The 22,581-nt window shown below is 72.8% G+C and carries 24 protein-coding genes; 18 read left to right on the top strand and 6 right to left on the bottom strand.

The features are described from left to right. The first annotated feature begins 8 nt into the window (after nucleotides 1–8). Both holA and ACTMS0_RS05770 read left to right on the top strand, forming a co-directional pair. Complete coding sequence (gene holA, locus ACTMS0_RS05765; protein ID WP_441154059.1) at nucleotides 9–989, top strand: DNA polymerase III subunit delta; 981 nt, start codon at nucleotides 9–11, stop codon at nucleotides 987–989. Further along, nucleotides 986–1,432 (top strand): hypothetical protein, encoded by a 447-nt coding sequence (locus ACTMS0_RS05770; protein ID WP_441154060.1) that lies wholly within the window; start codon nucleotides 986–988, stop codon nucleotides 1,430–1,432. The genes holA and ACTMS0_RS05770 overlap by 4 nt, the downstream gene beginning before the upstream one ends. Nucleotides 1,433–1,658: 226 nt before the next feature. Here the strand turns inward: ACTMS0_RS05770 and rpsT are convergent, their stop codons facing one another. Next, a complete protein-coding gene (gene rpsT, locus ACTMS0_RS05775; protein ID WP_441154061.1) occupies nucleotides 1,659–1,925 on the bottom strand; it encodes a 30S ribosomal protein S20 in 267 nt (88 codons plus the stop codon). A 227-nt stretch (nucleotides 1,926–2,152) separates the two neighbouring features. Continuing rightward, on the bottom strand, nucleotides 2,153–3,172 hold the full coding sequence (locus ACTMS0_RS05780; RefSeq protein ID WP_441154062.1) for a phosphotransferase family protein: 1,020 nt from the start codon (nucleotides 3,170–3,172) through the stop codon (nucleotides 2,153–2,155). A gap of 36 nt (nucleotides 3,173–3,208) precedes the next feature. Here ACTMS0_RS05780 and ACTMS0_RS05785 point away from each other — a divergent pair, with 36 nt between their 5' ends. The 9 genes from ACTMS0_RS05785 to ACTMS0_RS05825 all read left to right on the top strand — a co-directional run bounded on the left by ACTMS0_RS05785 (nucleotide 3,209) and on the right by ACTMS0_RS05825 (nucleotide 11,544). After that, the gene (locus ACTMS0_RS05785) at nucleotides 3,209–3,823 is read left to right on the top strand and encodes a DUF4240 domain-containing protein (protein WP_441154063.1); all 615 of its coding nucleotides are present in this window, start codon (nucleotides 3,209–3,211) and stop codon (nucleotides 3,821–3,823) included. Continuing rightward, nucleotides 3,820–4,356, top strand: a complete 537-nt coding sequence (locus ACTMS0_RS05790; protein ID WP_441154064.1) for a DUF4240 domain-containing protein — start codon at nucleotides 3,820–3,822, stop codon at nucleotides 4,354–4,356. The genes ACTMS0_RS05785 and ACTMS0_RS05790 overlap by 4 nt, the downstream gene beginning before the upstream one ends. 143 nt (nucleotides 4,357–4,499) lie before the next feature. Beyond that, nucleotides 4,500–6,377, top strand: coding sequence for a translation elongation factor 4 (gene lepA, locus ACTMS0_RS05795; RefSeq protein WP_441154065.1), 1,878 nt, complete (start codon nucleotides 4,500–4,502; stop codon nucleotides 6,375–6,377). A 324-nt stretch (nucleotides 6,378–6,701) separates the two neighbouring features. Further along, nucleotides 6,702–6,989: a GlsB/YeaQ/YmgE family stress response membrane protein gene (locus ACTMS0_RS05800; RefSeq protein WP_441154066.1), complete on the top strand. Its 288-nt coding sequence runs from the start codon at nucleotides 6,702–6,704 to the stop codon at nucleotides 6,987–6,989. Between the two features lie 199 nt (nucleotides 6,990–7,188). Next, nucleotides 7,189–7,473 (top strand): GlsB/YeaQ/YmgE family stress response membrane protein, encoded by a 285-nt coding sequence (locus ACTMS0_RS05805; protein WP_441154067.1) that lies wholly within the window; start codon nucleotides 7,189–7,191, stop codon nucleotides 7,471–7,473. Between the two features lie 215 nt (nucleotides 7,474–7,688). Continuing rightward, complete coding sequence (locus ACTMS0_RS05810; protein WP_441154068.1) at nucleotides 7,689–8,975, top strand: sugar ABC transporter substrate-binding protein; 1,287 nt, start codon at nucleotides 7,689–7,691, stop codon at nucleotides 8,973–8,975. After that, entirely contained in the window at nucleotides 8,972–9,958 is a 987-nt protein-coding gene (locus ACTMS0_RS05815; RefSeq protein WP_441154069.1) for a carbohydrate ABC transporter permease, read from the top strand. Before ACTMS0_RS05810 ends, ACTMS0_RS05815 begins: the two co-directional genes overlap by 4 nt. Beyond that, nucleotides 9,955–10,785, top strand: a complete 831-nt coding sequence (locus tag ACTMS0_RS05820; RefSeq protein ID WP_441154070.1) for a carbohydrate ABC transporter permease — start codon at nucleotides 9,955–9,957, stop codon at nucleotides 10,783–10,785. Before ACTMS0_RS05815 ends, ACTMS0_RS05820 begins: the two co-directional genes overlap by 4 nt. Nucleotides 10,786–10,902: 117 nt before the next feature. Next, a complete protein-coding gene (locus ACTMS0_RS05825) occupies nucleotides 10,903–11,544 on the top strand; it encodes an MOSC domain-containing protein (RefSeq protein ID WP_441154071.1) in 642 nt (213 codons plus the stop codon). Nucleotides 11,545–11,622: 78 nt separating this feature from the next. Here ACTMS0_RS05825 and ACTMS0_RS05830 read toward each other — a convergent pair whose 3' ends face one another. Together ACTMS0_RS05830 and ACTMS0_RS05835 are read right to left on the bottom strand one after the other, a co-directional pair. Beyond that, a complete protein-coding gene (locus ACTMS0_RS05830) occupies nucleotides 11,623–12,486 on the bottom strand; it encodes a hypothetical protein (protein ID WP_441154072.1) in 864 nt (287 codons plus the stop codon). 185 nt (nucleotides 12,487–12,671) lie between these two features. Continuing rightward, on the bottom strand, nucleotides 12,672–13,454 hold the full coding sequence (locus ACTMS0_RS05835; RefSeq protein ID WP_441154073.1) for an enoyl-CoA hydratase family protein: 783 nt from the start codon (nucleotides 13,452–13,454) through the stop codon (nucleotides 12,672–12,674). Nucleotides 13,455–13,473: 19 nt separating this feature from the next. On the opposite strand from ACTMS0_RS05835, the gene hemW reads away from it, so the two are divergent. Beyond that, nucleotides 13,474–14,697: a radical SAM family heme chaperone HemW gene (hemW, locus tag ACTMS0_RS05840; RefSeq protein WP_441154653.1), complete on the top strand. Its 1,224-nt coding sequence runs from the start codon at nucleotides 13,474–13,476 to the stop codon at nucleotides 14,695–14,697. A 36-nt stretch (nucleotides 14,698–14,733) separates the two neighbouring features. On the opposite strand, the gene ACTMS0_RS05845 is transcribed toward hemW, so the two are convergent. After that, on the bottom strand, nucleotides 14,734–15,345 hold the full coding sequence (locus ACTMS0_RS05845) for a DUF4870 domain-containing protein (protein ID WP_441154074.1): 612 nt from the start codon (nucleotides 15,343–15,345) through the stop codon (nucleotides 14,734–14,736). A gap of 220 nt (nucleotides 15,346–15,565) precedes the next feature. On the opposite strand from ACTMS0_RS05845, the gene hrcA reads away from it, so the two are divergent. From hrcA to ACTMS0_RS05860, 3 genes are all read left to right on the top strand, one after another. Next, on the top strand, nucleotides 15,566–16,588 hold the full coding sequence (gene hrcA / locus ACTMS0_RS05850) for a heat-inducible transcriptional repressor HrcA (protein WP_441154075.1): 1,023 nt from the start codon (nucleotides 15,566–15,568) through the stop codon (nucleotides 16,586–16,588). Nucleotides 16,589–16,657: 69 nt separating this feature from the next. Continuing rightward, nucleotides 16,658–17,803, top strand: coding sequence for a molecular chaperone DnaJ (dnaJ, locus tag ACTMS0_RS05855; RefSeq protein ID WP_441154654.1), 1,146 nt, complete (start codon nucleotides 16,658–16,660; stop codon nucleotides 17,801–17,803). Between the two features lie 44 nt (nucleotides 17,804–17,847). Further along, a complete protein-coding gene (locus tag ACTMS0_RS05860) occupies nucleotides 17,848–18,582 on the top strand; it encodes a 16S rRNA (uracil(1498)-N(3))-methyltransferase (protein ID WP_441154076.1) in 735 nt (244 codons plus the stop codon). A gap of 61 nt (nucleotides 18,583–18,643) precedes the next feature. Here the strand turns inward: ACTMS0_RS05860 and ACTMS0_RS05865 are convergent, their stop codons facing one another. Beyond that, entirely contained in the window at nucleotides 18,644–19,441 is a 798-nt protein-coding gene (locus tag ACTMS0_RS05865; RefSeq protein WP_441154077.1) for an SDR family NAD(P)-dependent oxidoreductase, read from the bottom strand. Between the two features lie 93 nt (nucleotides 19,442–19,534). Here ACTMS0_RS05865 and ACTMS0_RS05870 point away from each other — a divergent pair, with 93 nt between their 5' ends. From ACTMS0_RS05870 to ACTMS0_RS05880, 3 genes are all read left to right on the top strand, one after another. Beyond that, nucleotides 19,535–19,897, top strand: a complete 363-nt coding sequence (locus ACTMS0_RS05870) for a histidine triad nucleotide-binding protein (RefSeq protein WP_441154078.1) — start codon at nucleotides 19,535–19,537, stop codon at nucleotides 19,895–19,897. Continuing rightward, a complete protein-coding gene (locus ACTMS0_RS05875) occupies nucleotides 19,894–21,264 on the top strand; it encodes a serine hydrolase domain-containing protein (protein WP_441154079.1) in 1,371 nt (456 codons plus the stop codon). Before ACTMS0_RS05870 ends, ACTMS0_RS05875 begins: the two co-directional genes overlap by 4 nt. Nucleotides 21,265–21,515: 251 nt before the next feature. Further along, on the top strand, nucleotides 21,516–22,577 hold the full coding sequence (locus tag ACTMS0_RS05880; RefSeq protein WP_441154080.1) for a PhoH family protein: 1,062 nt from the start codon (nucleotides 21,516–21,518) through the stop codon (nucleotides 22,575–22,577). Nucleotides 22,578–22,581: the final 4 nt, after the last annotated feature.

Genomic DNA, 22,581 nt, shown 5'->3' on the forward strand with positions numbered 1-22,581 from the left:
GTGCGAGTATGGGCGGCGTGACCGCCGCCAGCCTCGCTCCCATTGTGCTCGTCCTCGGCGACGAGGAGCTGCTCGCCACGCGCGCGGTCACCGAGGCGATCGCCCGCGCCCGGAGCGTGGACCCGGACGTGGACGTCCGCGAGTACCAGGCCGGCTCGTTGACCGTGGGTGAGATCGCGGAGATGCTCAGCCCGTCGCTCTTCGGCGGACGGCGGCTGCTCGTCCTCCGGTCCGGCCAGGACGCGCGCAAGGATCTGGCGACCGCACTGCTGGCGTACGCGAAGAACCCCGACCCGGACGTGCACCTGGTCGTGCTGCACCTGGGCGCCGCCAAGGGCAAGGCCTTCGCGGACGGCCTGAAGGCGGCCGGCGCGACGGTCGTACCGGCGGCCAAGCTGAAGGGGCACCGCGAGCGGGTGGCGTTCGTGCGGGACGAGATCCGCCGGGCGGGCGGCCGGTGCACCGACGACGCCGCCGAGGCGCTCATCGCGGCGGTCGGCACCGACCTGCGCGAGCTGGCCGCCGCCTGCTCCCAGCTGATGGCCGACACCGACGGGAAGATCAGTCCGGACACGGTGGCCCGCTACTACCGGGGTCGGGTCGAGGTGAGCGGCTTCACCGTCGCGGACGCCACCATGGTGGGCGATGTGCCGGCCGCGCTCGAGGCGCTGCGCTGGGCTCTGCACGTCGGCGTCGACCCGGTGCCGATCGCCGACGCGCTCGCCGACGGCGTACGCACCGTGGCGCGGGTCGCCTCCGCCGGGCGGGGCAGCCCGTACCAGCTGGCGAGCACCCTCGGCATGCCGGCGTGGAAGATCGAGCGGGCGCAGCGGCAGGCGCGTGGCTGGACGCCGGAGGGGCTCGTCCACGCCATGCAGGCCGCCGCCGAGTGCAACGCGGCGGTGAAGGGCGGCTCCGACGACCGGGCGTACGCCCTCGAGAAGGCCGTCTTCTCGGTCGCGGCCGCGCGGCAGGGCGGCGCCCGGTGACCGGAGCCACCCGCGGGTCGTGGGCCACCGTCGTGGCCGACGAGGAGCGGTACCGGCCGCTCTACGCCCGCGTCCTCGGGTTGCGGTTCGTCAACCCGGGTGGCGTGCTCTGCTTCATCTTCTTCGAGGGCTCCGTCGCCCTCGCGGCGCTGCTCGCCCTCGCCGAGCTGGTCACCTGGTGGGCCGTGCTGGTCCTACCCGCGACGGTCGCGGTGATGGTCAAGCTCAACGACCTGGTGGCGGCGCGGGTCGTCCGTTCCGCGGCGCTCGTGCCCGACCAGGAGCGGGACCGTTTCCGGCGGCAGATGGAACCGGCGATCGGCACCGCCCGCGTCGACTGGATCCGCCACAGCGTGCCCGGCGTCGTCGTCTCGTCCACGCCCGTGCCGGGCGAGCCGCCCCCGTCCGCGATCCGCAAACCAGCACCCCCGACCGCACCCTGACCCCGCCGACCCGCCGGGCTCGGCGAGTGCGGGATGCACCGGAGATCTTGGAAGGAAATGGCCCCTCCAGGGGCCGGAATCTTCCAAGATCTCTAGCGCGGCGCTGACGGCACCGATCACAGGAGTGGCGCTTGTTCCGACTGTGGTGCGCAGGTGGCGCGGGTGCGGACAGGCGGAAGCCCCGGGCGAGCGCCCGGGGCTTCCGGTCAGGTCTTCAGGCGCCGTGTCAGGCGGAGAAGGACGCCACGCGCTTGGCGATGGCGGACTTGCGGTTCGCGGCCTGGTTGGCGTGGATCACGCCCTTGCTGGCGGCCTTGTCCAGCTTGCGGGTGGCCTCCCGCATGAGAACGCCGGCCTGCTCGACGTCGCCCGCCTCGGCGGCCTCGTTGAACTTGCGGATGGCGGTCTTCAGCGACGACTTGACCGACTTGTTACGCAGCCGGCGCTTCTCGTTCTGCCGGTTGCGCTTGATCTGGGACTTGATGTTCGCCACGCGACAGCCTCGTCTTGATAGCTCGGGTTGGTCTGCATTCCACGCGCCGCGAGCATGCGTCATCGCTGCGCGAAGAGCCAGGTTACCAGGTTCCCCGGGGCCGGGCCAAAACGCCTCCCGGCTACCCGCGCCGGTCCGGTGCTCGGCGGGGCCACGACAACCCTCGCCGAGACGCGCACCAAGGGCACGCCGGCCGGGATCGCGGCATCAGCCGCCCACGCGAGAGGTCAGGTCCAGCCCTGGCGGCGGGCGAGCCAGGCGAGCGCGGCCTCGCCGCTGCGGCGCTGGTGGGCCGGCAGGTGCGCGGTCGCGGTCGGCGGGGTCGCCGACGCCGTGGTGAGGAAGTAGCCGGCGAGGGCGGCCAGCGTGACGTCCAGCGCGTCCGGGGGCGCGCCGGCGGCGGCCGGGTGCGCCGCGAAGACGGCGTCCAGCCGGTCGGCGGCGGTGACGACCGCGTTCAAGCCGTCCACGGGCACGAGTGGGTCCGGGCTGCCGGCGTACCCGCCGAGGAGCAGGGTCACCAGGTCGAACCAGGCCGGCCCGTGGCAGAGCCAGGTCCAGTCGCACAACCACACCCGCCCGTGCGCGTCGAGGAGGACGTTGTCGGGGCGGAGGTCGCCGTGGATCAGGCCGGTCGCCGCGGCGGCGTACGCCGGGAGGCGGGACTCCAGCGCGACCAGTTCGGGCAGCCGCCGCCCCAGGTGGGTGGGGAGCGCCGGCAGCGGCTCCCGGCCCGCCGCCACGTCACCCCAGCGGAGGATGTCGTCGCGGGCCAGGTCGGCCAGGTGGGGCGGGTCGAGCGCGGCGAGGTCGGCGGGCGGCGTGGCCAGGACGGCGGCGACGTCCGCGTACGTGGCCAGGGTCGTGGCCAGCTCCGCCGGGTCCCAGGGCCGCCGTGGCGGGAGCCCGTCGACCACGTCCAGGCCGAGCGCGAACCAGCCCGCCTCGTGCAGCGTCCAGCGCGGGCGGGGCGCCGGCAGGCCCGGCGGGAGCCGGTCGAGGACCGCGGCCTCCCGCGCGTACCAGTCGGTCAGGTGCGAATTCCCCGGCGCGGCCTTGACGAAGACCCGCCCGCCGTCGGCGGCGGTCAGCACCCCGGCGAACCCGCGGGTGAAGCCGTCGGCGGCGGCGCTGGCCCCGACCACCGGGGCGCCGAGCCGGTCGGCGAGCGCGGCCCGCAGGCCGACCGGCAGCTCCGACCACCCGGGCCGTCGGGTGGTCGTGGGGTACGGCGGTGAGCTGGTCACCCCTTCAGTGTCGTACGCCACGGCGATACTGCCCGGGTGATTGGGACCGATGATTTCTGGGCGCTGATCGGGGCGTCGGCGACGGCCACCGGCGACCCGGAGGCCCGGCTGGCCTGGCTGACCGATCGGCTGGCGGAGCGTCCCGCGGAGGACAGCGTCGACTTCGCGCTGCGGCTGGACGAGGCCCGGGCCCGCGCCGACACCTGGCGGCTGTGGGGCGCCGCGTCACTCGTCTGCGCCGGCCTGTGCTCCGACGACGGCTTCCACTACTTCCAGGCGTGGCTGGTCGGTCTCGGTCGGGACACGTTCGAGCGGGTGATCGCCGACCCGGATGCGCTCGCCGACGTCCCGCAGGTGCGCCGCCTCGCCGGCCGGTCCGTCGACGACTGGGACGACGCCGAGTGGCCGGACTGGGAGTCGTTGGACTACGTCGCCGACGAGGCGTACGAGCGTGTCACCGGCGTGGCCGAGGGGCTGGACGACGCGGTGGCGGCGCACGGGAGGGTCCTGAGCAGCAGCCCGGACCCGGCCGACGAGCAGTGGGACCTGGACGACCCGGCCGAGCTGCGGCACCGCTACCCGCGGCTCGCCGCGCTGTTCCCGCTGCCCGCGGAGGGCGGCGTGGCGGTCTGGGAGACTGCCAGGCCATGAGGACCGACGACTTCTGGCAGCTGATCGACCAGGCCCGCGCCGGGGGCGGGGGAGAGCCGCACGCGGTCGCCGCCCGGGCGGTCGCGCTGCTCGCGCGGCGGGATCCGGAGGAGATCGTCGGGTACGCGCGCCACCAGGCCCGCGTGCTGGCCGCCTCGCACCGGGTGGACCTGTGGGGTGCGGCGTATCTGATCAACGGGGGCGTGTCGGGCGACGGCTTCCACCACTTCCGGGGCTGGCTGATGACCCAGGGGCGGGCGGTCTTCGCCCGGGCGGTCGCCGATCCGGACTCGCTGGCCGAGTTGCCCCAGGTGCGCGCCGCGTCGCTCTCCGGCGAGGAGTTCGCCTGCGAGGAGATGCTGACGGTGCCGTGGGACGCGTACCGGAAGGCGACCGCGGCCGACCTGCCGGCGGACCGTGATCCGGTCCCGGTGCCGGACCTGAACGACTTCTGGGACTTCGACGACGAGGACGAGGCCCGCCGGCGGCTGCCGAAGCTCGCCGCCCTGTTCGTGGAGCCGCCCGGCGAGTGACGCCCCGCCGCACAGCCCGCCGTCCGCGGGCCGGGTGGGGCGGGGTTTGCCCGCGCAGCGGGCGGGCGGGGGCGACGTGGGAGCATAGAGGGGGCCGGCGGCACGCCGGCCTGCTCAACGTCAGCCGACCAGAACGGACCGCTGTGCCACCGACGCTCGATCCCGGCGCGAATGCTCCTGGTGCCACCGACCCGGGGCGCATCAGGAACTTCTGCATCATCGCCCACATCGACCACGGGAAGTCGACCCTGGCCGACCGGATGCTGCAGCTCACCGGCGTGGTCGACCCCCGGCAGATGCGTGCGCAGTACCTCGACCGGATGGACATCGAGCGCGAGCGCGGCATCACCATCAAGAGCCAGGCCGTCCGGATGCCGTGGACGATCCGGGAGGGCGACCGGGCGGGCGAGACGTCCGTGCTCAACATGATCGACACCCCGGGGCACGTCGACTTCACGTACGAGGTGTCGCGGTCCCTCGCCGCCTGCGAGGGCGCGATCCTGCTGGTCGACGCGGCGCAGGGCATCGAGGCGCAGACCCTGGCGAACCTCTACCTGGCGCTCGAGAACGACCTGCACGTCATCCCGGTCCTCAACAAGATCGACCTGCCGGCGGCGCAGCCGGAGAAGTACGCCGAGGAGCTGGCGCACCTGATCGGCGGCGACCCCGCGGACTGCATCAGGGTCTCCGGCAAGACCGGCGAGGGCGTGCCGCACCTGCTCGACGAGATCGTCCGGCAGTTCACCCCGCCGGTCGGCAAGGCCGACGCGCCGGCCCGCGCGATGATCTTCGACTCGGTGTACGACGTCTACCGGGGCGTGGTCACGTACGTCCGGGTGATCGACGGGCGGATCAGCGCCCGGGACCGGATCAAGATGATGTCCACCGGCGCCGTCCACGAGCTGCTGGAGATCGGTGTCATCTCCCCTGAGATGGTGAAGGCCGACGCGCTCGGTGTCGGCGAGGTGGGCTACCTGATCACCGGTGTGAAGGACGTCCGGCAGTCCCGGGTCGGTGACACGGTCACCATCAACTCCCGTCCGGCGAGTGAAGCGCTCGGCGGCTACAAGGACCCGAAGCCGATGGTCTACTCCGGCCTCTATCCGATCGACGGGTCCGACTACCCGAACCTGCGCGACGCGCTGGACAAGCTGAAGCTCAACGACGCCGCGCTGACGTACGAGCCGGAGACGTCGGGGGCGCTCGGCTTCGGCTTCCGCTGCGGGTTCCTCGGCCTGCTGCACCTGGAGATCATCCGGGAGCGGCTGGAGCGGGAGTTCAACCTCGACCTGATCTCCACCGCGCCGAACGTGGTCTACCGGGCCCTCCAGGAGGACGGCGAGGAGGTCGTGGTGACCAACCCGAGCGAGTACCCGACCGCCAAGATCGCCGAGGTGTACGAGCCGATCGTGCGGGCCACCGTCCTGACCCCGAACGACTACGTCGGTGCGGTGATGGAGCTGTGCCAGGGCCGCCGGGGCAGCCTGCTCGGCATGGACTACCTGTCCGCCGACCGGGTGGAGCTGCGCTACACGCTGCCCCTCGCAGAGATCATCTTCGACTTCTTCGACCAGCTCAAGAGCCGCACCAAGGGGTACGCGTCGCTGGACTACGAGCCCTCCGGCGAGCAGTCGTCGGACCTGGTGAAGGTCGACATCCTCCTGCACGGCGAGCCGGTCGACGCGTTCAGCGCGATCGTGCACAAGGACAAGGCGTACAACTACGGCACCACGATCGCCGCGAAGCTGCGGAGCCTCATCCCGCGCCAGCAGTTCGAGGTGCCGATCCAGGCGGCCATCGGCAGCCGGGTGATCGCCCGCGAGACCATCCGGGCGATCCGCAAGGACGTCCTCGCGAAGTGCTACGGCGGTGACATCAGCCGGAAGCGCAAGCTGCTGGAGAAGCAGAAGGAGGGCAAGAAGCGGATGAAGATGGTGGGCCGGGTGGAGGTCCCCCAGGAGGCCTTCATCGCCGCGCTCTCGTCCGACTCCGGCGACGGCAAGGCTCCCGGCAAGAAGTGACCGCCGCCGGCCGTCGGCCGGCTCGACGACGTACACACCGGTGCCCCGGCCCGGCCGGGAGGCCTGACAGCCTTCCGCCCGGCCGGGGCACCGTCCTTCCCGGCGAAGAAACTTTTCACCCGGTGGAGGCCGGTGGCGGCAGCGGCCCGGACGGTCCCCACCTGCGCCGACGCCTTCCAGGCCGGAATCGACGCAGGGCGAGCCATCGACGGGTGGCAGGGCCGTCGGGGCGCGAGTCGGTTTGGGGTTCCGACCCGTCGGGCATTGAGGGGGGACGACAGGAACACCACACACGGTGGACACAATTCGTGAAGGAGGGCGACCGTGGAGCTCACCGTTTGGGGCATCATCACCGCGCTCATCGTCGGTCTGATCGTCGGCGCGCTGGGCCGCCTGGTCGTGCCGGGCCGGCAGAACATGCCGATGTGGCTGCACATGCTGATCGGTGTCGGCGCCGCGCTGCTCGGCACCGTGCTGGCGCGGGCCGTGGGCATCGCCACCGAGACCGCCGGCATCGACTGGGGCGAACTGCTGGTCCAGGTCGTGCTGGCCGCCATCGCCGTGGCCCTGGTGGCCGGGGTGGGGCGACGCCGCAGCGTCAGCCGCTACTGACAACTGAATCCCGCCTCGGGCGCCCGACCGGTAGGTCGGGCGCCCGTCGTGTGTACGGGTCCAGTTCCCGTTGCCCGGTCTGGGGGTTCCCGGCCCGGGCTGTCCCGCAAAGTCGGTTTGGGAATTCGGCGGGTCGGGAACTGAATGGTCACCAAAGCACCACCCGACACGGATTCACATTCCCGTTAGGAGAACGACCGTGGAGCTGACCGTCTGGGGCATCATCACCGCGCTGATCGTCGGTCTGATCGTCGGCGCGCTGGGCCGCCTGGTCGTGCCGGGCCGGCAGAACATGCCCATCTGGCTGCACATGCTCATCGGTGTCGGCGCCGCGCTGCTCGGCACGATCATCGCCCGGGCCTCCGGCTTCGCCAACACCGCCGGCATCGACTGGCGTGAGCTGCTGCTGCAGATCGTGCTGGCCGCCGTCGCGGTGGCCCTGGTCGCCGGTGCCGGTCGGCGCCGCGGCATCACCCACCGGTAAACTCGCACAGCCTGAACAACGGGCGCCCGACCTCCTGGTCGGGCGCCCGTTTGTCATGATGCGGCCAGCTTCGCCCCGGTCCCATCCGCCCGCCGGCGGGCCACCTGCGGTACGGTCGCCACGCTTCGCACCGGCCGCCCACTGTCGTAAAGGATTTTTACGTACTAAGGTGCGGCGGAGAAGGTTAGTGCCAAGTGGCGCGAGGGAGAATAGGCGTGAACAGGTGGAAGCGGCTGGCCCCGGTCACCGCCGTCGTGGCCTCGGCCGCGATGGTGCTGGCCGGTTGCGGTGGCTCCGACGACGAGGCGGCTGACAACAGCAAGCTGACCGTCTGGGTGATGGGCGAGGGCAGCGACGCGCAGACGAAGTTCCTGGACGGCGTCGAGGCCGAATTCCGGCAGAAGCACCCGGACACCGACGTGGTGGTCCAGTACGTTCCCTGGCTCGAGGCGCCGAAGAAGTTCCAGGCCGCCCTCGCCGGTGGAGAGGGACCGGACGTCACCGAGTTGGGCAACACGGAGACCCAGGGCTGGGCCGCCCAGGAGGCGCTCGCCGACGTGACCGACAAGTTCAACGGCTGGGCCGAGGGCAAGGACATCCTCCCCGACCTGGTCAAGAACGCGCAGCTGGACGGCAAGCAGTACGGCGTGCCGTGGTACGCCGGCGTCCGCGGCGTCTACTACCGCACCGACTGGTTCGCCGAGGCCGGCGTGCAGGCGCCGAAGAGCTGGGACGAGATGGTCGCCGCGGCCAAGGCCGTGCAGGCGAAGAAGCCCGGCACGTACGGCATCGCCCTGCCGGGCAACTCGGAGCTGCCCTTCTACTCGTTCCTGTGGGGTGCCGGCGGGGAGATCGCCACCCAGGAGGGCGACACCTGGAAGTCCGGCCTGAACACCCCCGAGGCCCAGAAGGCCGTCAAGTTCTGGACCGACCTGGTGACCGTGCACAAGGTGGCCCCGCCGGCCGCCGCGGGCTGGAACGAGATCGACGCCCGGACCCAGTTCGCCACCGGCAAGGCGGCGATGGCCTTCGCCGGTAGCTGGCAGCAGGGTGCCATCAAGAAGGACAACCCCGAGCTCGAGAAGGTCTGGGGCACGTTCCCGATCCCCGGCCCGGACGGCCAGCCCGCGCCCGCCTTCGCCGGCGGCTCCGACATCGCCATCTGGAAGGACAGCGAGCGCCAGGGCCTCGCCTGGGACTACCTGACGGTGCTGCTGAGCAAGAAGAACGACCAGGCGTTCGCCGAGAGCCTCAACTTCTTCCCGGTCTACCGCGACCTGGTCGGCGGGGCGAAGTACACGAACGACAAGATGATGGCGCCGTTCGCGACCGCCATGCAGAACACCAAGCTCACGCCGCTCACCCCGAAGTGGGTCGAGGTCAGCCGGACCAAGACGGTGACCCAGGCGATGAACAGCTCGGTCATGAAGGGTCAGAAGACGGTCGAGAAGGCCACCGCCGACGCGGCCGCGGAGATGGAAAGCATCCTCAACGCCAAGTGACCACGCTGACCGAGGTGCCGGAGACGTCCGCCGCGCGGGAGACCCCCGCGCGGCGGCGTCGACGGGTCGATCGCCTCCCGTACCTGCTGCTCCTGCCCTGCCTGGTGATCATCGCGGTGCTGCTGCTCTGGCCGCTGGGCCAGGTGGTGGCGATGTCCTTCTTCCGCCTGAACAACGTGCGGCAGCTGCGCGGGGACCGCGAGTGGCCGTGGGTCGGCCTGGGCAACTACACCGACATCCTCGCTGACCCGTTCTTCTGGACCGTGCTGCGCAACACCGTCCTCTTCGCCGCCGCCAACGTGGCCCTGACGATGGTCCTCGGCACCCTGGTCGGCCTGCTGCTCAACCGGCTCGGCAAGCGGATGGTCGCGTTCGTGGCGAGCTGCGTGATGCTGGCCTGGGCCACCCCGGCGCTGACCGGCACGATCGTCTGGAAGTGGATCTTCGACGACACCAGCGGCTTGGTCACGTGGCTGTTCAACGCGCTGCCCGTCGGCCTGTCGCAGGCGCTGTTCGGACGCTCCGAGTGGACCGGCTACGGCTGGTTCAACTCGCCCCTGCTCTTCTTCGCGATCCTCACCCTCGTGGTGGTCTGGCACTCCTTCCCGTTCATCGCGGTCAGCGTGCTGGCCGGGCTGAAGAGCGTGCCGAGCGAACTGCACGAGGCGGCCCGGGTCGACGGGGCCGGGCCGTGGAAGGTGTTCTGGCAGATCACCTTCCCGCTGCTGCGGCCGGTGTTCGGGATCCTGGTCGTGCTCTCCACGATCTGGGACTTCAAGGTCTTCACGCAGTACTACGTCCTCGCCGGGGGCACCCAGGACCGGCCCACCTTCATGCTCTCGGTCTACTCGTACGCCGAGGCCTTCTCGCCGCCGCCCAAGTACGGGCTCGGGGCGGCGATCGCGGTGATCCTGACCGTGATTCTGCTCGTGGTGACCGGCATCTACGTCCGCATGGTGCTCAAGCAGGAGGAGGACGCGTGAAGCGGCTCGCCCTCAACGCTGCCGGCCTGCTGGTGGCGCTCTTCGCGGCGTTCCCGGTCTACTGGATGGTCGTCACGTCCCTGAAGCCGAGTTCGGAGATCTTCTCCAGTACGCCCCGGCCGGTCCCCGCCGAGCCCACGCTGGAGCACTACCGGCAGATCCTCACCGGCAACCTGATCCCCGGCGTGACCTTCGCCGACTTCTTCCTCAACAGCGCCCTGGTCGCCGGAGCGACGGTGCTGCTCAGTGGCCTGGTCGCGCTGCTCGCGGCGACGGCGGTCGCCCGGTTCCGCTTCACGCTCCGGACCAGCTTCCTGATCATGTTGCTGGTGGTGCAGATGATCCCGCTGGAGGCCCTGGTCATCCCGCTGTTCCTGATGATCCAGCGGCTCGGGCTCTACAACACGCTGCCCAGCCTCATCCTCACGTACCTCGGCTTCTCGCTGCCGTTCGCGGTCTGGATGCTGCGCGGCTTCGTCGCCGCGGTCCCCAAGGAACTGGAGGAGGCCGCGGCGATCGACGGGGCCAGCCGGGCGCAGACCTTCCGGCGGATCCTCTTTCCGCTGGTCGCGCCCGGCCTGGTGGCCACCAGCATCTTCTCGTTCATCACCGCCTGGAACGAACTGATCTTCGCGCTGACGTTCATCAACGACCAGGACCGTTACACGCTGCCGGTCGCGATGACGTTCTTCTTCGGCCGGGACGACACCGCCTGGGGCCCGGTGATGGCCGCCTCCACGATCTTCACGCTTCCGGTGATCGTCTTCTTCCTGCTGGTGCAGCGCCGGATGGTCTCCGGCCTGGTCGCCGGCGCCGTCAAGGGCTGACGGCCCCCATCCCCGCGATCTTGCAGTTTCTGCCCCGGCAGAACCCACAAAGGGGACGAATGGAGGGCCGAAAGTGCAAGATCGACGGGGCTGGTGGGGGCGGCTAGGCTGGCCGCCATGACGGGCAGGGTGGCATCGGTGAACCTCGGCATCGTGACCGAGGCGGAGTGGGCGGGCGACGCGAGCGGTCGCAGCGGCATCGACAAGCGCCCCGCGTCCGGCCCGGTGCGCGTGGGCGCCGAAGGGCTCGCCGGCGACTTCATCGGTGAGCGCGCCCACCACGGCGGCCCGGACAAGGCGGTGTACGCGTACGCCGAGGAGGACGCCGCCTGGTGGGCGGGCGAGCTGGGCCGGCAGATCGGTCCCGGTGCCTTCGGCGAGAACCTGACCACCTGGGCGGTCGACGTGACCGGTGCGGTGATCGGCGAGCAGTGGGCGATCGGGACGGTGGTGCTCCAGGTGACCATGCCCCGCACGCCGTGCACCACGTTCGCCGGGTTCTGGGGCGTGCCGGATCTGATCAAGCGGTTCACCGTGCGGGCCCGCCCGGGTGCCTACCTGCGGGTGCTGCGCGAGGGTGAGATCGGCGCGGGGGACCCGGTCGAGGTGGTGGACCGGCCCGCGCACGGGGTGACGATCGGCGAGGTGTTCCGGGCGTTGAACCTCGAACCCGAGCTGCTGCCCCGCCTGCTCGACGCGCACGACCTGCCGGAGTGGATCCGGGACAAGGCGCGCCGCCGCGTCGCCGCCGCCGGCTGAGGCCCGCCCCGACCTGCGCCGCACCCGGCTGAGCGCGGCGCCGCACCCGCTGAACGCCCGGCCGGCGCCGCCGCCGGCTCAGGTCGCGGCGAAGACCTCCGCCACCACGCGGGCGTCGGCCGGTTCCGCGCCCGTCACCCGGTCCCAGGTGCCCTTCTCGGCGGTCCACTGCCGGTCGCCGAAGCGGACCAGCCGGACACCGTTGTCCTGGGCGTGCGACACCAGCCAGTGCGCGTACCGCCAGCCGCCCCGCTCGTCGGCGGGCGTCACCGTGAGACCGGTCAGGTGGACCGCGGCGGCCGTGGTGGCGAGCCCCCAGTCCAGGGTCAGGCCCTGGGTCAGGGCGGCGGTCGCCGCGGCGCCCCGCCGCAGCGGATTGCCGACGACCGTGCAGGCGACCGCGCCGGTCGCGTGCGCGAGCAGCGCCCGGGTCAGCACCTCCGACTCGTCGGCCCACTTCTGGTACGCCTCGGGGAACGCCGACCGCTGCACCTTCTGCGCCGCGTCGGTGACCCGCATCCGCTCCCAGCCGCGCACCTTCGCCAGGGCGGCGTAGAACTTGTTGGTGGCGTACCGGGGGTCGCGGATCTGCGTCGGCGTGCCCCAGCCCTGGCTCGGCCGCTGCTGGAACAGGCCCACCGAGTCGCGGTCGCCGCCGGCCAGGTTGCGCAGGCCCGACTCCTGGTACGCGGTGGCGAGCGCCACCACGACCGCCCGCTCGGGCATCCCGCGCTGGATGCCGATGGCCGCGATCGTCGCCGCGTTGGCCATCTGGTCGGCGTCCAGGGCCACCTCACCGTCCGCCTGCACCGTGCACGTCCGGCTGGCGAGCGGCAGCTTGAGCGCGTCGCCGAACTGCCGGAGGACGATGAACAGCCCGACCACGGCGACGAGAACCAGGACGACACCACCCGCGACGACTGCCCGAGTTCGCACCTGCACCCCCTGTCTGACAGTTCGACAAGCGTACGTCCCCCGTGGCGTCCCGCGGGTCGTCCGACCGGTTCCGGACGGCTCCGCCAGGCGTGGCCGCGACGGCCGTGCCGCCACGGCGGGCACGAAAACCGCAGGTCAGCCGGACGACCGGCGGACCCGGCCTTCCCGCGTCAACCCGCGCGGAAACCCTGCTACTCGCCCGGCACCCAGCTTGCCGGCCGCTTCTCCCGGAACGCCAGCACGCCCTCCCGCCCCTCGTCGGACAGGAAGTAGCCGGTGGACAGCGCGGCCAGGTCGGCGATCTCGGTGCGCAGGTCCGCGGCGGCCGGGCGGCGCAGCAGCTCCTTCGCGCCGGCCAGCGCGCCCGGTGCCCCCCGGACCAGCGAGTCGCAGTACCGCGCCACGGCGGCGTCCAGCTCCGCCGCCGGCACCGCGGCGGTCACCAGGCCGACCTCGACGGCCCGCCGCCCGTCGAAGGTGTCCCCGGTCAGGTACAGCTCGGCCGCGGCGCGCGGGTGCAGCCGGGGCAGCACCGTCGCGGAGATCACGGCCGGGATCACCCCGATCCGGACCTCGGTGAACGCGAACGTCGCCTCCTGCGCGCAGACCGCCAGGTCGGCGGCCGCGATCAACCCGAGGCCGCCGGCCCGCGCGGGCCCGGCGACCCGCGCCACCACCGGCTTCGGGCACTCCCAGACCGCCGCGAGCACGTCACCCAGCATCCCGGCGGGCACCGTCCCGCTGGCGTACGCGGCGGCGGTCTCCTTCAGGTCGGCGCCGGAGCAGAAGACCGGCCCGGTGTGGTCCAGCACGACCACGCGTACGGCGTCGTCGGCGACCGCGGCGGCGAGGCCGTCGAGCAGCTGGGTCATCAGCGGCGTGGAGAGCGCGTTGCGGTTGTGCGGGCTGTCCAGGGTGAGGGTGGTCACCCCGCGGGCCGTGGCGACCCGCACGAGCGCGTCCGGTGAGGTCATGCCGGGCACACTAGTGGCCATGCCCGGCGTCCTTCCAGAAGGTGAGACCGTCCCCGCCGACGGTTCGCTGCCCGCCGCCGCCCTGACCTCGGTCGGCGCGCGCGGCTTCGGCGTGTACGTGCACGTGCCCTTCTGCGCCAGCCGCTGCGGCTACTGCGACTTCAACACGTACACGGCCGCCGAGCTGGGCGGCGGGGCCAGCCGCGAGGAGTACGCGGACACCGTGCTGGCCGAGCTGGCGTTGGCCGCCCGGGTGCTGCCCGACAGCCCGCCGCCCCGGGTCGACACGGTCTTCGTCGGCGGCGGCACCCCGACCCTGCTCCCCGCCGACGACCTGGCCCGGATCCTCGACGCCGTCGACCGCACGTTCGGGCTGGCCGCCGACGCCGAGGTCACCACCGAGGCCAACCCTGAGTCGGTCACGCCGGAGTCGCTGGCGGCCCTGCGGGCCGCCGGCTACACGCGGATCTCGCTGGGCATGCAGTCCGCGTCGCCGGGAGTGCTGGCGATCCTCGACCGGCGGCACAGCGCCGGCCGGGCCGTCGCCGCCGCACGGGAGGCCCGCGCCGCCGGGTTCGACCACGTCAACCTGGACCTGATCTACGGCACGCCGGGGGAGAGCGCGGAGGACTTCGCCGCGACGCTCGACCAGGTGGTCGCCGCCGGCGTGGACCACGTCAGCGCGTACGCCCTGATCGTGGAGGAGGGCACGCGGCTCGCCGCCCGGATGCGGCGCGGCGAGCTGGCGTACCCCTCCGACGACGTCGCCGCGGACCGCTACCTGGCCGCGGAGGCCGCCCTCGACGCGGCCGGGTTCTCCTGGTACGAGGTGTCCAACTGGGCGCGGACGCCGGCCGCCCGGTGCCGGCACAACCTGCTCTACTGGACCGGCGGGGACTGGTGGGGCCTCGGCCCGGGGGCGCACAGCCACGTCGGCGGCGTGCGCTGGTGGAACGTCAAGCACCCCACGGCGTACGCGAAGCGCCTCGCCGCCGGGGAGTCACCCGGCCTGGCCCGGGAGGTGCTGACCGCCGACGAGGCGCACATGGAGGACGTGATGCTGCGCCTGCGGCTCGCCTCCGGCCTGCCGCTGGACGTGCTGGACCCGGCCGGCCGTGCCGGCGCCGAGCGCGCGCGGGCGGCCGGCCTGCTGGCCGACGCGGAGTACGCCGCCGGCCGGGCCGTGCTCACCCTGCGCGGTCGCCTGCTGGCCGACGCCGTGGTGCGCGACCTGCTCGCCTGAGGTGCGCCGACCGGCCGGGGGAGCGGCCGGTCGGGATCAGCGCTTCACGAACGCGTAGGTCATCGGGTAGCGGTAGAGGGTGCCCTCGGCGGCCTTGACGCCCCCGATGATGCCGAAGATCAGCGGCACCAGGGCGACGAGGAACGGAACGAAGAACAGCAGGCCGCAGGTGATGACGGCCAGTACGACGCTGGCGAGGAGCGCGACCAGCCAGGTGAGCTGGAAGTTCAGCGCCGCGACGGCGTGCGCCCGCACGACCGGCGACTGCTGGCCGCGTGCGGTCAGGGCGATCAGCGGGGCCAGCCACCCCAGGAAGCCGCTGCCGAGGACCACGCCCGCGGGACCACCGAAGTGGCTGATCACGGCCCAGGTCTTGTCGTCGTTGCTCGGGTAGCCGGCCGGGGCGCCGTAGGCGCCGCCGGGCGGGTAGCCCGGGCCGGGCGGAGGGTAGCCGCCGGGCGGGGGATAACCGCCGGGCGGGGGATAGCCACCCGACGGTGGAACGTCACCGGTGGGGGGCGGATAGCCGCCGGGCGGGGGATAGCCGCCCGGGCCCGGTGCCCCGGACAGTGGTGTGGTCGGCTCGTCGGACCCCGGGACGTTCGGGTCCGGGTCTCCCGCGCCGGGAGGGCGAGGTGGTTCAGTCATGAGGATCACGGTAGGGGGAGCCCACAACGGCGCACCAGAGCGAGACCGCCCCGGATGTCCGGATGATCGGCCCTACCGGGTCCGCCGCTGGGGACGTGCCTCCGTCCGTCGTTGATCATCGCGTCGGCGGGCGCGCCGACGTAGACTGGCACTCGCTACAGTCGAGTGCCAGGAGGCCGTCGGGCAGCCGGCGGCCGACGCGCGACAGGAGGTGGGCAGGATGGGTCTCGACGACCGCAAGCTCGCGGTCCTGCGCGCGATCGTCGAGGACTACGTCGCCACGCAGGAGCCCGTCGGCAGCAAGGCGCTGGTCGAGCGCCACCAGCTCGGGGTCTCCCCGGCGACCGTCCGCAACGACATGGCCGTCCTCGAGGAGGAGGGCTACATCCGGCAGCCGCACACCAGCGCCGGGCGGGTGCCCACCGACCGCGGCTACCGGCTCTTCGTGGACCGGCTGTCCCGGGTCAAGCCGCTCAGCCCGGCCGAGCGCCGGGCGATCGAGCGCTTCCTGTTCGGCGCGGTCGACCTGGACGACGTGGTGCACCGCACGGTGCGGCTGCTGGCTCAGCTGACCCGGCAGGTCGCCGTCGTGCAGTACCCGAGCCTGGCCCGCTCCTCGGTGCGCCACCTGGAGCTGGTGCCCATCTCCACCACCCGCCTGATGCTCGTCATGATCGCCGACACCGGCCGCGTCGAGCAGCGCCTCGTCGAGCTGCCCGCGCCGATCCCCGCCGACGACGTCACCCACCTGCGCCGGCTGGTCAACGAGAAGCTGGTGGGCACCCGGCTGTCCGAGACGCCGCCGCTGGTGCAGGCGCTGGTCGACGAGGCCACCGCCGAGTTGCGCCCGGCCATGACCACGCTCTCCACCGTGCTGCTGGAGACCCTGGTCGAGCGGCACGAGGAGCGCATTGCGCTGGCCGGCACCGCCAACCTCACCCGGGGCGGCCTGCTCGACTTCCAGGGGTCGCTGCGCCCCATCCTGGAAGCGCTGGAGGAGGAGGTGGTGCTCCTCAAGCTCATCGGTGAGGTCGAGCCGAGCACGATGCGGGTCCGCATCGGTGACGAGAACGAGATCGACAATCTCCGCTCGACCTCGGTGGTGAGCACCGGCTACGGCCCGGGAGCCACCATCGTCGGGGGCCTCGGCGTGTTGGGGCCGACCCGGATGGACTACCCCGGCACCATCGCCACGGTGAGGGCCGTGGCACGCTACGTGGGCGACCTGCTGGCCCAGAACTAGGCAGTACCGTCCGGCCGTTCCGGCCGGCGGCCGGCGCAACGCGAGACGAACATGAGGACACGGAACGCAGTGGCCAGGGACTACTACGGCATCCTCGGCGTGAGCCGGGACGCCTCCGACGACGAGATCAAGCGCGCGTACCGCAAGCTGGCGCGCCAGTACCACCCGGACGTCAATCCGGACCCGGAGGCGCAGGAGAAGTTCAAGGACATCAATGCCGCGTACGAGGTTCTCTCCGACGACCGGAAACGGCAGATCGTCGACCTCGGCGGCGACCCGCTCGCGCCCGGCGGCGGGGGTGCCGGCGGTCCGGGTGGCCCCGGCGGCGCCGGCCCGTTCGTCGGCTTCCAGGACATCATGGACGCGTTCTTCGGCGGCGCCGCCGGTGGCGCCCGCGGGCCGCGCCCGCGTACCCGGCCCGGTGCCGACGCGATCCTGCGCCTCGAGCTGGACCTGAACGAGACGGCGTTCGGCGTCGAGGCGCCGATCACGGTCGACACCGCCGTGCTCTGCACCACCTGCTCCGGCGCCGGCACCGCCGCCGGCACCCACCTGGCCACCTGCGAGGCGTGCGGCGGCCGGGGCGAGGTGCAGTCGGTGCAGCGCACCTTCCTCGGCCAGGTGGTCTCGGCCCGGCCGTGCACCGTCTGCCAGGGCTACGGCACCACGATCCCGCACCCCTGCCCGACCTGCGCGGGTGACGGCCGGGTGCGCACCCGCCGCTCGCTCACCGTCAAGATCCCGGCCGGTGTCGAGGACGGCATGCGGATCCGGCTGGCCCAGCAGGGCGAGGTGGGCCCCGGCGGCGGCACCGCCGGCGACCTCTACGTGGAGATCCACGAGCGGCCGCACGACGTCTTCTCCCGCAAGGGCGACGACCTGCACTGCCGGGTGACCGTCCCGATGACGGCGGCCGCCCTCGGCACCCGGTTGACCATCAAGACGCTCGACAGCGAGGAGCCGGTCGACGTCAAGCCCGGCACCCAGCCGGGCAGCACGCTGCGGCTGCGCGCCCGCGGCGTACCGCACCTGCGCGGCACCGGTCGCGGTGACCTCTACGTCCACCTCGACGTGCGGACCCCGACCAAGCTCGACGCCGACCAGGAGCGGATGCTGCGCGATTTCGCCCGGACCCGGGGCGAGGAGGTCGCCGAGCTGACCAAGCAGGGCGGCTTCTTCTCCCGGATGCGGGACGCCTTCAACGGCCACGCCTGACGGTGCGCGGCCCGGCGGTCGGCCGGGCCGTTAGCCTGGTGATCGTGTCCGCGCCGCTGTTCCTGGTCGAGTCGCTGCCCACCGCCGACAGGATGACCCTCGACGGCCCCGAGGGGCGCCACGCCGCCACCGTGCAGCGGCTCCGGCCCGGCGAGAGACTGCTGCTCGCCGACGGGCGGGGCGGCACGGCCGCCGCGGTGGTGATCACCGTCGGCAAGGACACCCTCGACGTCGAGATCACCTCCCGGGGGTACGTCGACGCGCCGGTCCCGCGCCTGGTGGTGGTGCAGGGCATCGCCAAGGGGGACCGGGGCGAGCTGGCCGTGCAGGCGATGACCGAGGTCGGCGTGGACGAGATCGTGCCCTGGGCGGCCGAACGCTCGATCGTCCTCTGGCGCGGTGACCGGGGCGTACGGGCCCGGGAGAAGTGGGTGACGACCGCGCGGGAGGCGGCCAAGCAGGCCCGCCGGCCCTGGCTGCCCGTGGTGGCCGGATCACCGGACGAGTCGACGACGCAGGTCGCCCGCCGGCTCGCCGGCGCGGCGGCCGCGTTCGTCCTCCATGAGGCGGCCGAGGAGCGCCTGACAACGGTGGCGCTGCCGGCGGCCGGTGAGATCGTGCTGGTGGTCGGCCCGGAGGGGGGCATCGCCGACCGCGAGCTGGACGCCTTCGCGGAGGCCGGTGCCCGGCCGGTGCGGCTGGGCTCGTCGGTGCTGCGTACCTCCACGGCCGGGGTGGCGGCGCTGTCGGTGCTGTCGGTCCGCCTCGGCCGCTGGTAACCCAGCGCAGGCTCCTTGCCCCGCCCGCCACGGCCCCGCGCCCCGGGGGCGTGGCGAGGGGTCAGGTGCGGAGGTAGCTGGCGCCGTTGAGGTCGACGATCGTGCCGGAGGCCCACTCCGACGCGGGGCTCGCCAGCCAGTGGACGGCGGCGGCGATCTCCTCCGGACGGGCGACGCGGTTGAACGGGGACTGGGCGCGGATCGCGACGCCCCGCTCGCCGTCCAGGTGTTCGGTGGTCATGTCGGTCTCGACGAAGCCCGGCGCGACGGTGGCGACGGTGATGCCGTACGGCGCGAGGGCGACGGCGAGGGACTGGCCCAGGGCGTTCAGCCCCGCCTTGCTCGCCCCGTACGCCGGCTGCTCCGGCTCACCCCGGAAGGCACCCCGGGAGGAGACGTTGACGATCCGGCCGCCCCGCTCCCGCATGTGCTGGGCGGCGCACCAGGTGACGTTGGCGGCGCCGGTCAGGTTCGTCTCGACCACCTGCCGCCAGCGCGCCCGCCACTCGTCGTAGGAGGTGCCGAAGACCGGGTGGGGCGAGTCGCGCTCGCCGTACACGCCGGCGTTGTTGACCAGGACGTCCAGGCCTCCCAGGCGGGTCGCGGCCTCGTCCACCATCGCGCGGACCGCGTCGGGGTCGGTGAGGTCCGCGCGGACCACCACGTGACCCGCGCCGGGCAGGTCCGCGCGGACCACCACGTGACCCGCGCCGGGCAGGTCGGCGCGGAGCCGCTCGGCCGCCTCGGCGGAGTCGCGGTGGTGTACCGCCACCCGGTCCCCGCCGGCCGCGAACGCTTGCGCCACCGCCCGCCCGATGCCCCGTGAGGCCCCCGTCACCAGCACCGCCCGTGAAGTCACGCCGGCCATCCTGCCGCACCGCCGGCACGTGTTGACAAAGGGACCCTTGCTACATCGCAGGCGTCAGGCGTGGCCCTTCCTTACACTGCCCCGGTGAGCACACCTGACTGCCTGTTCTGCCGCATCGTCGCCGGGGAGATCCCGGCCACCGTCGTCCGGGAGACGCCCACCACGCTCGCCTTCCGCGACATCGGCCCGAAGGCGCCGGTGCACGTCCTGGTGATCCCCAAGGAGCACTACGCGGACGTGGCCACCCTCGCCCAGGGCGACCCGGGGCTCGCCGGGGAGGTGCTCGCCACGGCCGCCGCGGTGGCCGAGGACGAGGGGCTGCTCGGTGACGGCTTCCGGCTGATGTTCAACACCGGGGCGTACGGCGGCCAGGAGGTCTTCCACGCGCACGCCCACCTGCTCGGCGGCGCCCCGCTCGGCCCGATGCTGGCCCGGAACCTCGCGTGACGCCCGCGGAGCGCCTGGACCGCCTGGTGCGGCAGGTGCAGGCGCAGGCCCGGATACCGGCGGTCTCGGCGGCCCTGCACCGCGCCGACCGTCCGCTGTGGACGTGCGCGGTCGGCGCGACCGGGAACGACACCGCGCTGGACCCGCAGACCCGGTTCCGGATCGGTTCGGTGACCAAGACCTTCACCGCGGTCCTGACGATGCAGTGCCGCGACGACGGCCTGCTCGACCTGGACGACCCGCTGAGCCGGCACCTGGACCTGCCGGCGCACGGCGAGCTGACCGTGCGGCGGCTGCTGTCGCACACCGCCGGCCTGCAACGCGAGCCGTACGGCGACGTCTGGGACACCCTGCGCGCGCCGGACACCGACCAGCTCCTGGCCGACCTGGCGAGGGCGGAGCGGGTGTTGCCCCCGGGCCGCCGCTACCACTACTCCAACCTCGGCATGGCGCTGCTCGGCCACCTGGTCGGCACGCTGCGCGGCGGCACCTGGGCGGAGGTGCTCGGCGAGCGGGTGCTGACTCCGCTGGGGCTGACCGCCACCACCGTGGAGCCCGGTCGGCGGGCCGCCACCGGCTTCCTCGTCGACGCGTACTCCGACGAGGCGCATCCGGAGCCGCCCACCGACTTCGCCGCGGTCGGTCCGGCCGCGCAGCTGTGGAGCACGGCCGGCGACATGGCCCGTTGGGCGGCCTTCCTCGCCGACCCGGAGGCGCTCGACGCGGCCGGCCGGGTGCTCTCGCCCGCCACGCTGGAGGAGATGCGCTGGCCGGTCACGGTCACCGACGAGACGCTCTGGGGTGGCGGGTTCGGCCTCGGGCTGATCCTGGTGCCGCAGGGCAAGCGGATCATGCACGTCGGCCACGACGGCGCCATGCCCGGCTTCCTCGCCGCCGTCTACGGCCGCCGGGGCGGCGACGGGACCGCCGGCGCGATGGGCGCCGCGGTGCTCGGGTCGTCCGGCACCGCCGGCGAGCTGTTCGACCTGCCGCACCGGCTGCTCGCCGCCGCGGCGGAGCACGACCCGGCCGAGGTCACTCCCTGGCGGCCGGGGCCGCCAGCTCCACCGGAGATCCGCGGCCTGCTCGGCCGCTGGTGGGGCGAGGGCTTCGAGTACGTGTTCAGCTGGCACGAGGGCACGCTGCGCGCCCGGGGCGCGGACGACCCGGCGGGCAAGCCGCCGGCGGTGTTCGCCCCGCTGCCGGACCGCCCGGACGTCTACCGGACGGTCTCCGGCCGGGAGGTGGGCGAGCTGCTGCGGTTCACCCGGGACGGCGACGGGACGGTGGTCCGCATGCACTGGGCGACCTACCGCTTCACCCGCACCCAGGAGACCTTCGACGGCTACGACTTCCGCACCGCCTGACCCACCAGCCCCTTTCCTCCGCCGATCTTGCAGTTCCGGCCCGGACATATGGCGTGTAGCAGGGCGTATCAGGGACCAAAAGTGCAAGATCGCGGTGGTGGGGGGCGGGGTGGGGGGCGGTAGGTGGCGCCGGAAATGGGCGGGGTGGCGGCGCTGTTGAACGGATACGATGGGAGCAACGCCAGCACGCCGTGGCACCGGCCCGGCGCCGAGATCGAGAGCAGGTGGCTCAGGGCCGCTCGGCCCGACCTATGACCAGCACCCCACCTCCGGGCCCGCCTCGGGCACAGACCAGGATCACCGTTCCGGATTCGAAGATCATGGTCAATCTCCTCGGCGCGGGTGACGAGATCCTGCGACTGGTCGAGCGTTCGGTCAACAGCGACGTGCACGTCCGGGGCAACGAGATCACGATCACCGGTGCTCCCGCGGACAATGCCCTCGCCGAGCGGCTCTTCGGCGAACTCCTCGAACTCATCGAGAAAGGCGAGACCCTGACCACTGACGCCGTCCGGCGTACCGTCGGCATGCTCGAGCAGGGCAGCGCCGAGCGGCCCGCCGAGGTCCTGACGCTCAACATCCTCTCCCGGCGCGGCCGCACCATCCGCCCCAAGACCCTCGGGCAGAAGCGCTACGTCGACGCGATCGACGCGCACACCATCGTCTTCGGCATCGGCCCGGCCGGCACCGGCAAGACCTACCTCGCCATGGCGAAGGCGGTCCAGGCGCTGCAGGCCAAGCAGGTCAACCGGATCATCCTCACCCGGCCGGCGGTCGAGGCGGGTGAGCGGCTGGGCTTCCTGCCCGGCACCCTGAACGAGAAGATCGACCCCTACCTGCGGCCGCTGTACGACGCGCTGCACGACATGCTCGACCCGGACTCGATCCCGAAGCTGATGGCGGCGGGCACGATCGAGGTGGCGCCGCTGGCGTACATGCGAGGTCGTACGCTCAACGACGCGTTCATCATCCTGGACGAGGCGCAGAACACCACGCCCGAGCAGATGAAGATGTTCCTCACCCGGCTCGGCTTCAGCTCCAAGATCGTCGTCACGGGCGACGTCACCCAGGTGGACCTTCCCGGCGGGACGACCAGCGGCCTGCGGGTCGTCCGGGAGATCCTCACCAACGTGGAGGACGTGCACTTCGCCCAGCTCTCCAGCTCGGACGTGGTCCGGCACCGGCTGGTCGGGGAGATCGTCGACGCGTACGCGCGCTGGGACGCCGAGCGGGAGCACCAGCAGGCGCAGAGCGTGCACGCCGTGCCCGGGCGGACCGCCCAGGGCGGTGGCCGGGCCGGTCGCCGCCGCTAACGAC

This window comes from Micromonospora sp. H33, assembly GCF_052068455.1.
Classification (GTDB): Bacteria; Actinomycetota; Actinomycetes; order Mycobacteriales; family Micromonosporaceae; genus Micromonospora.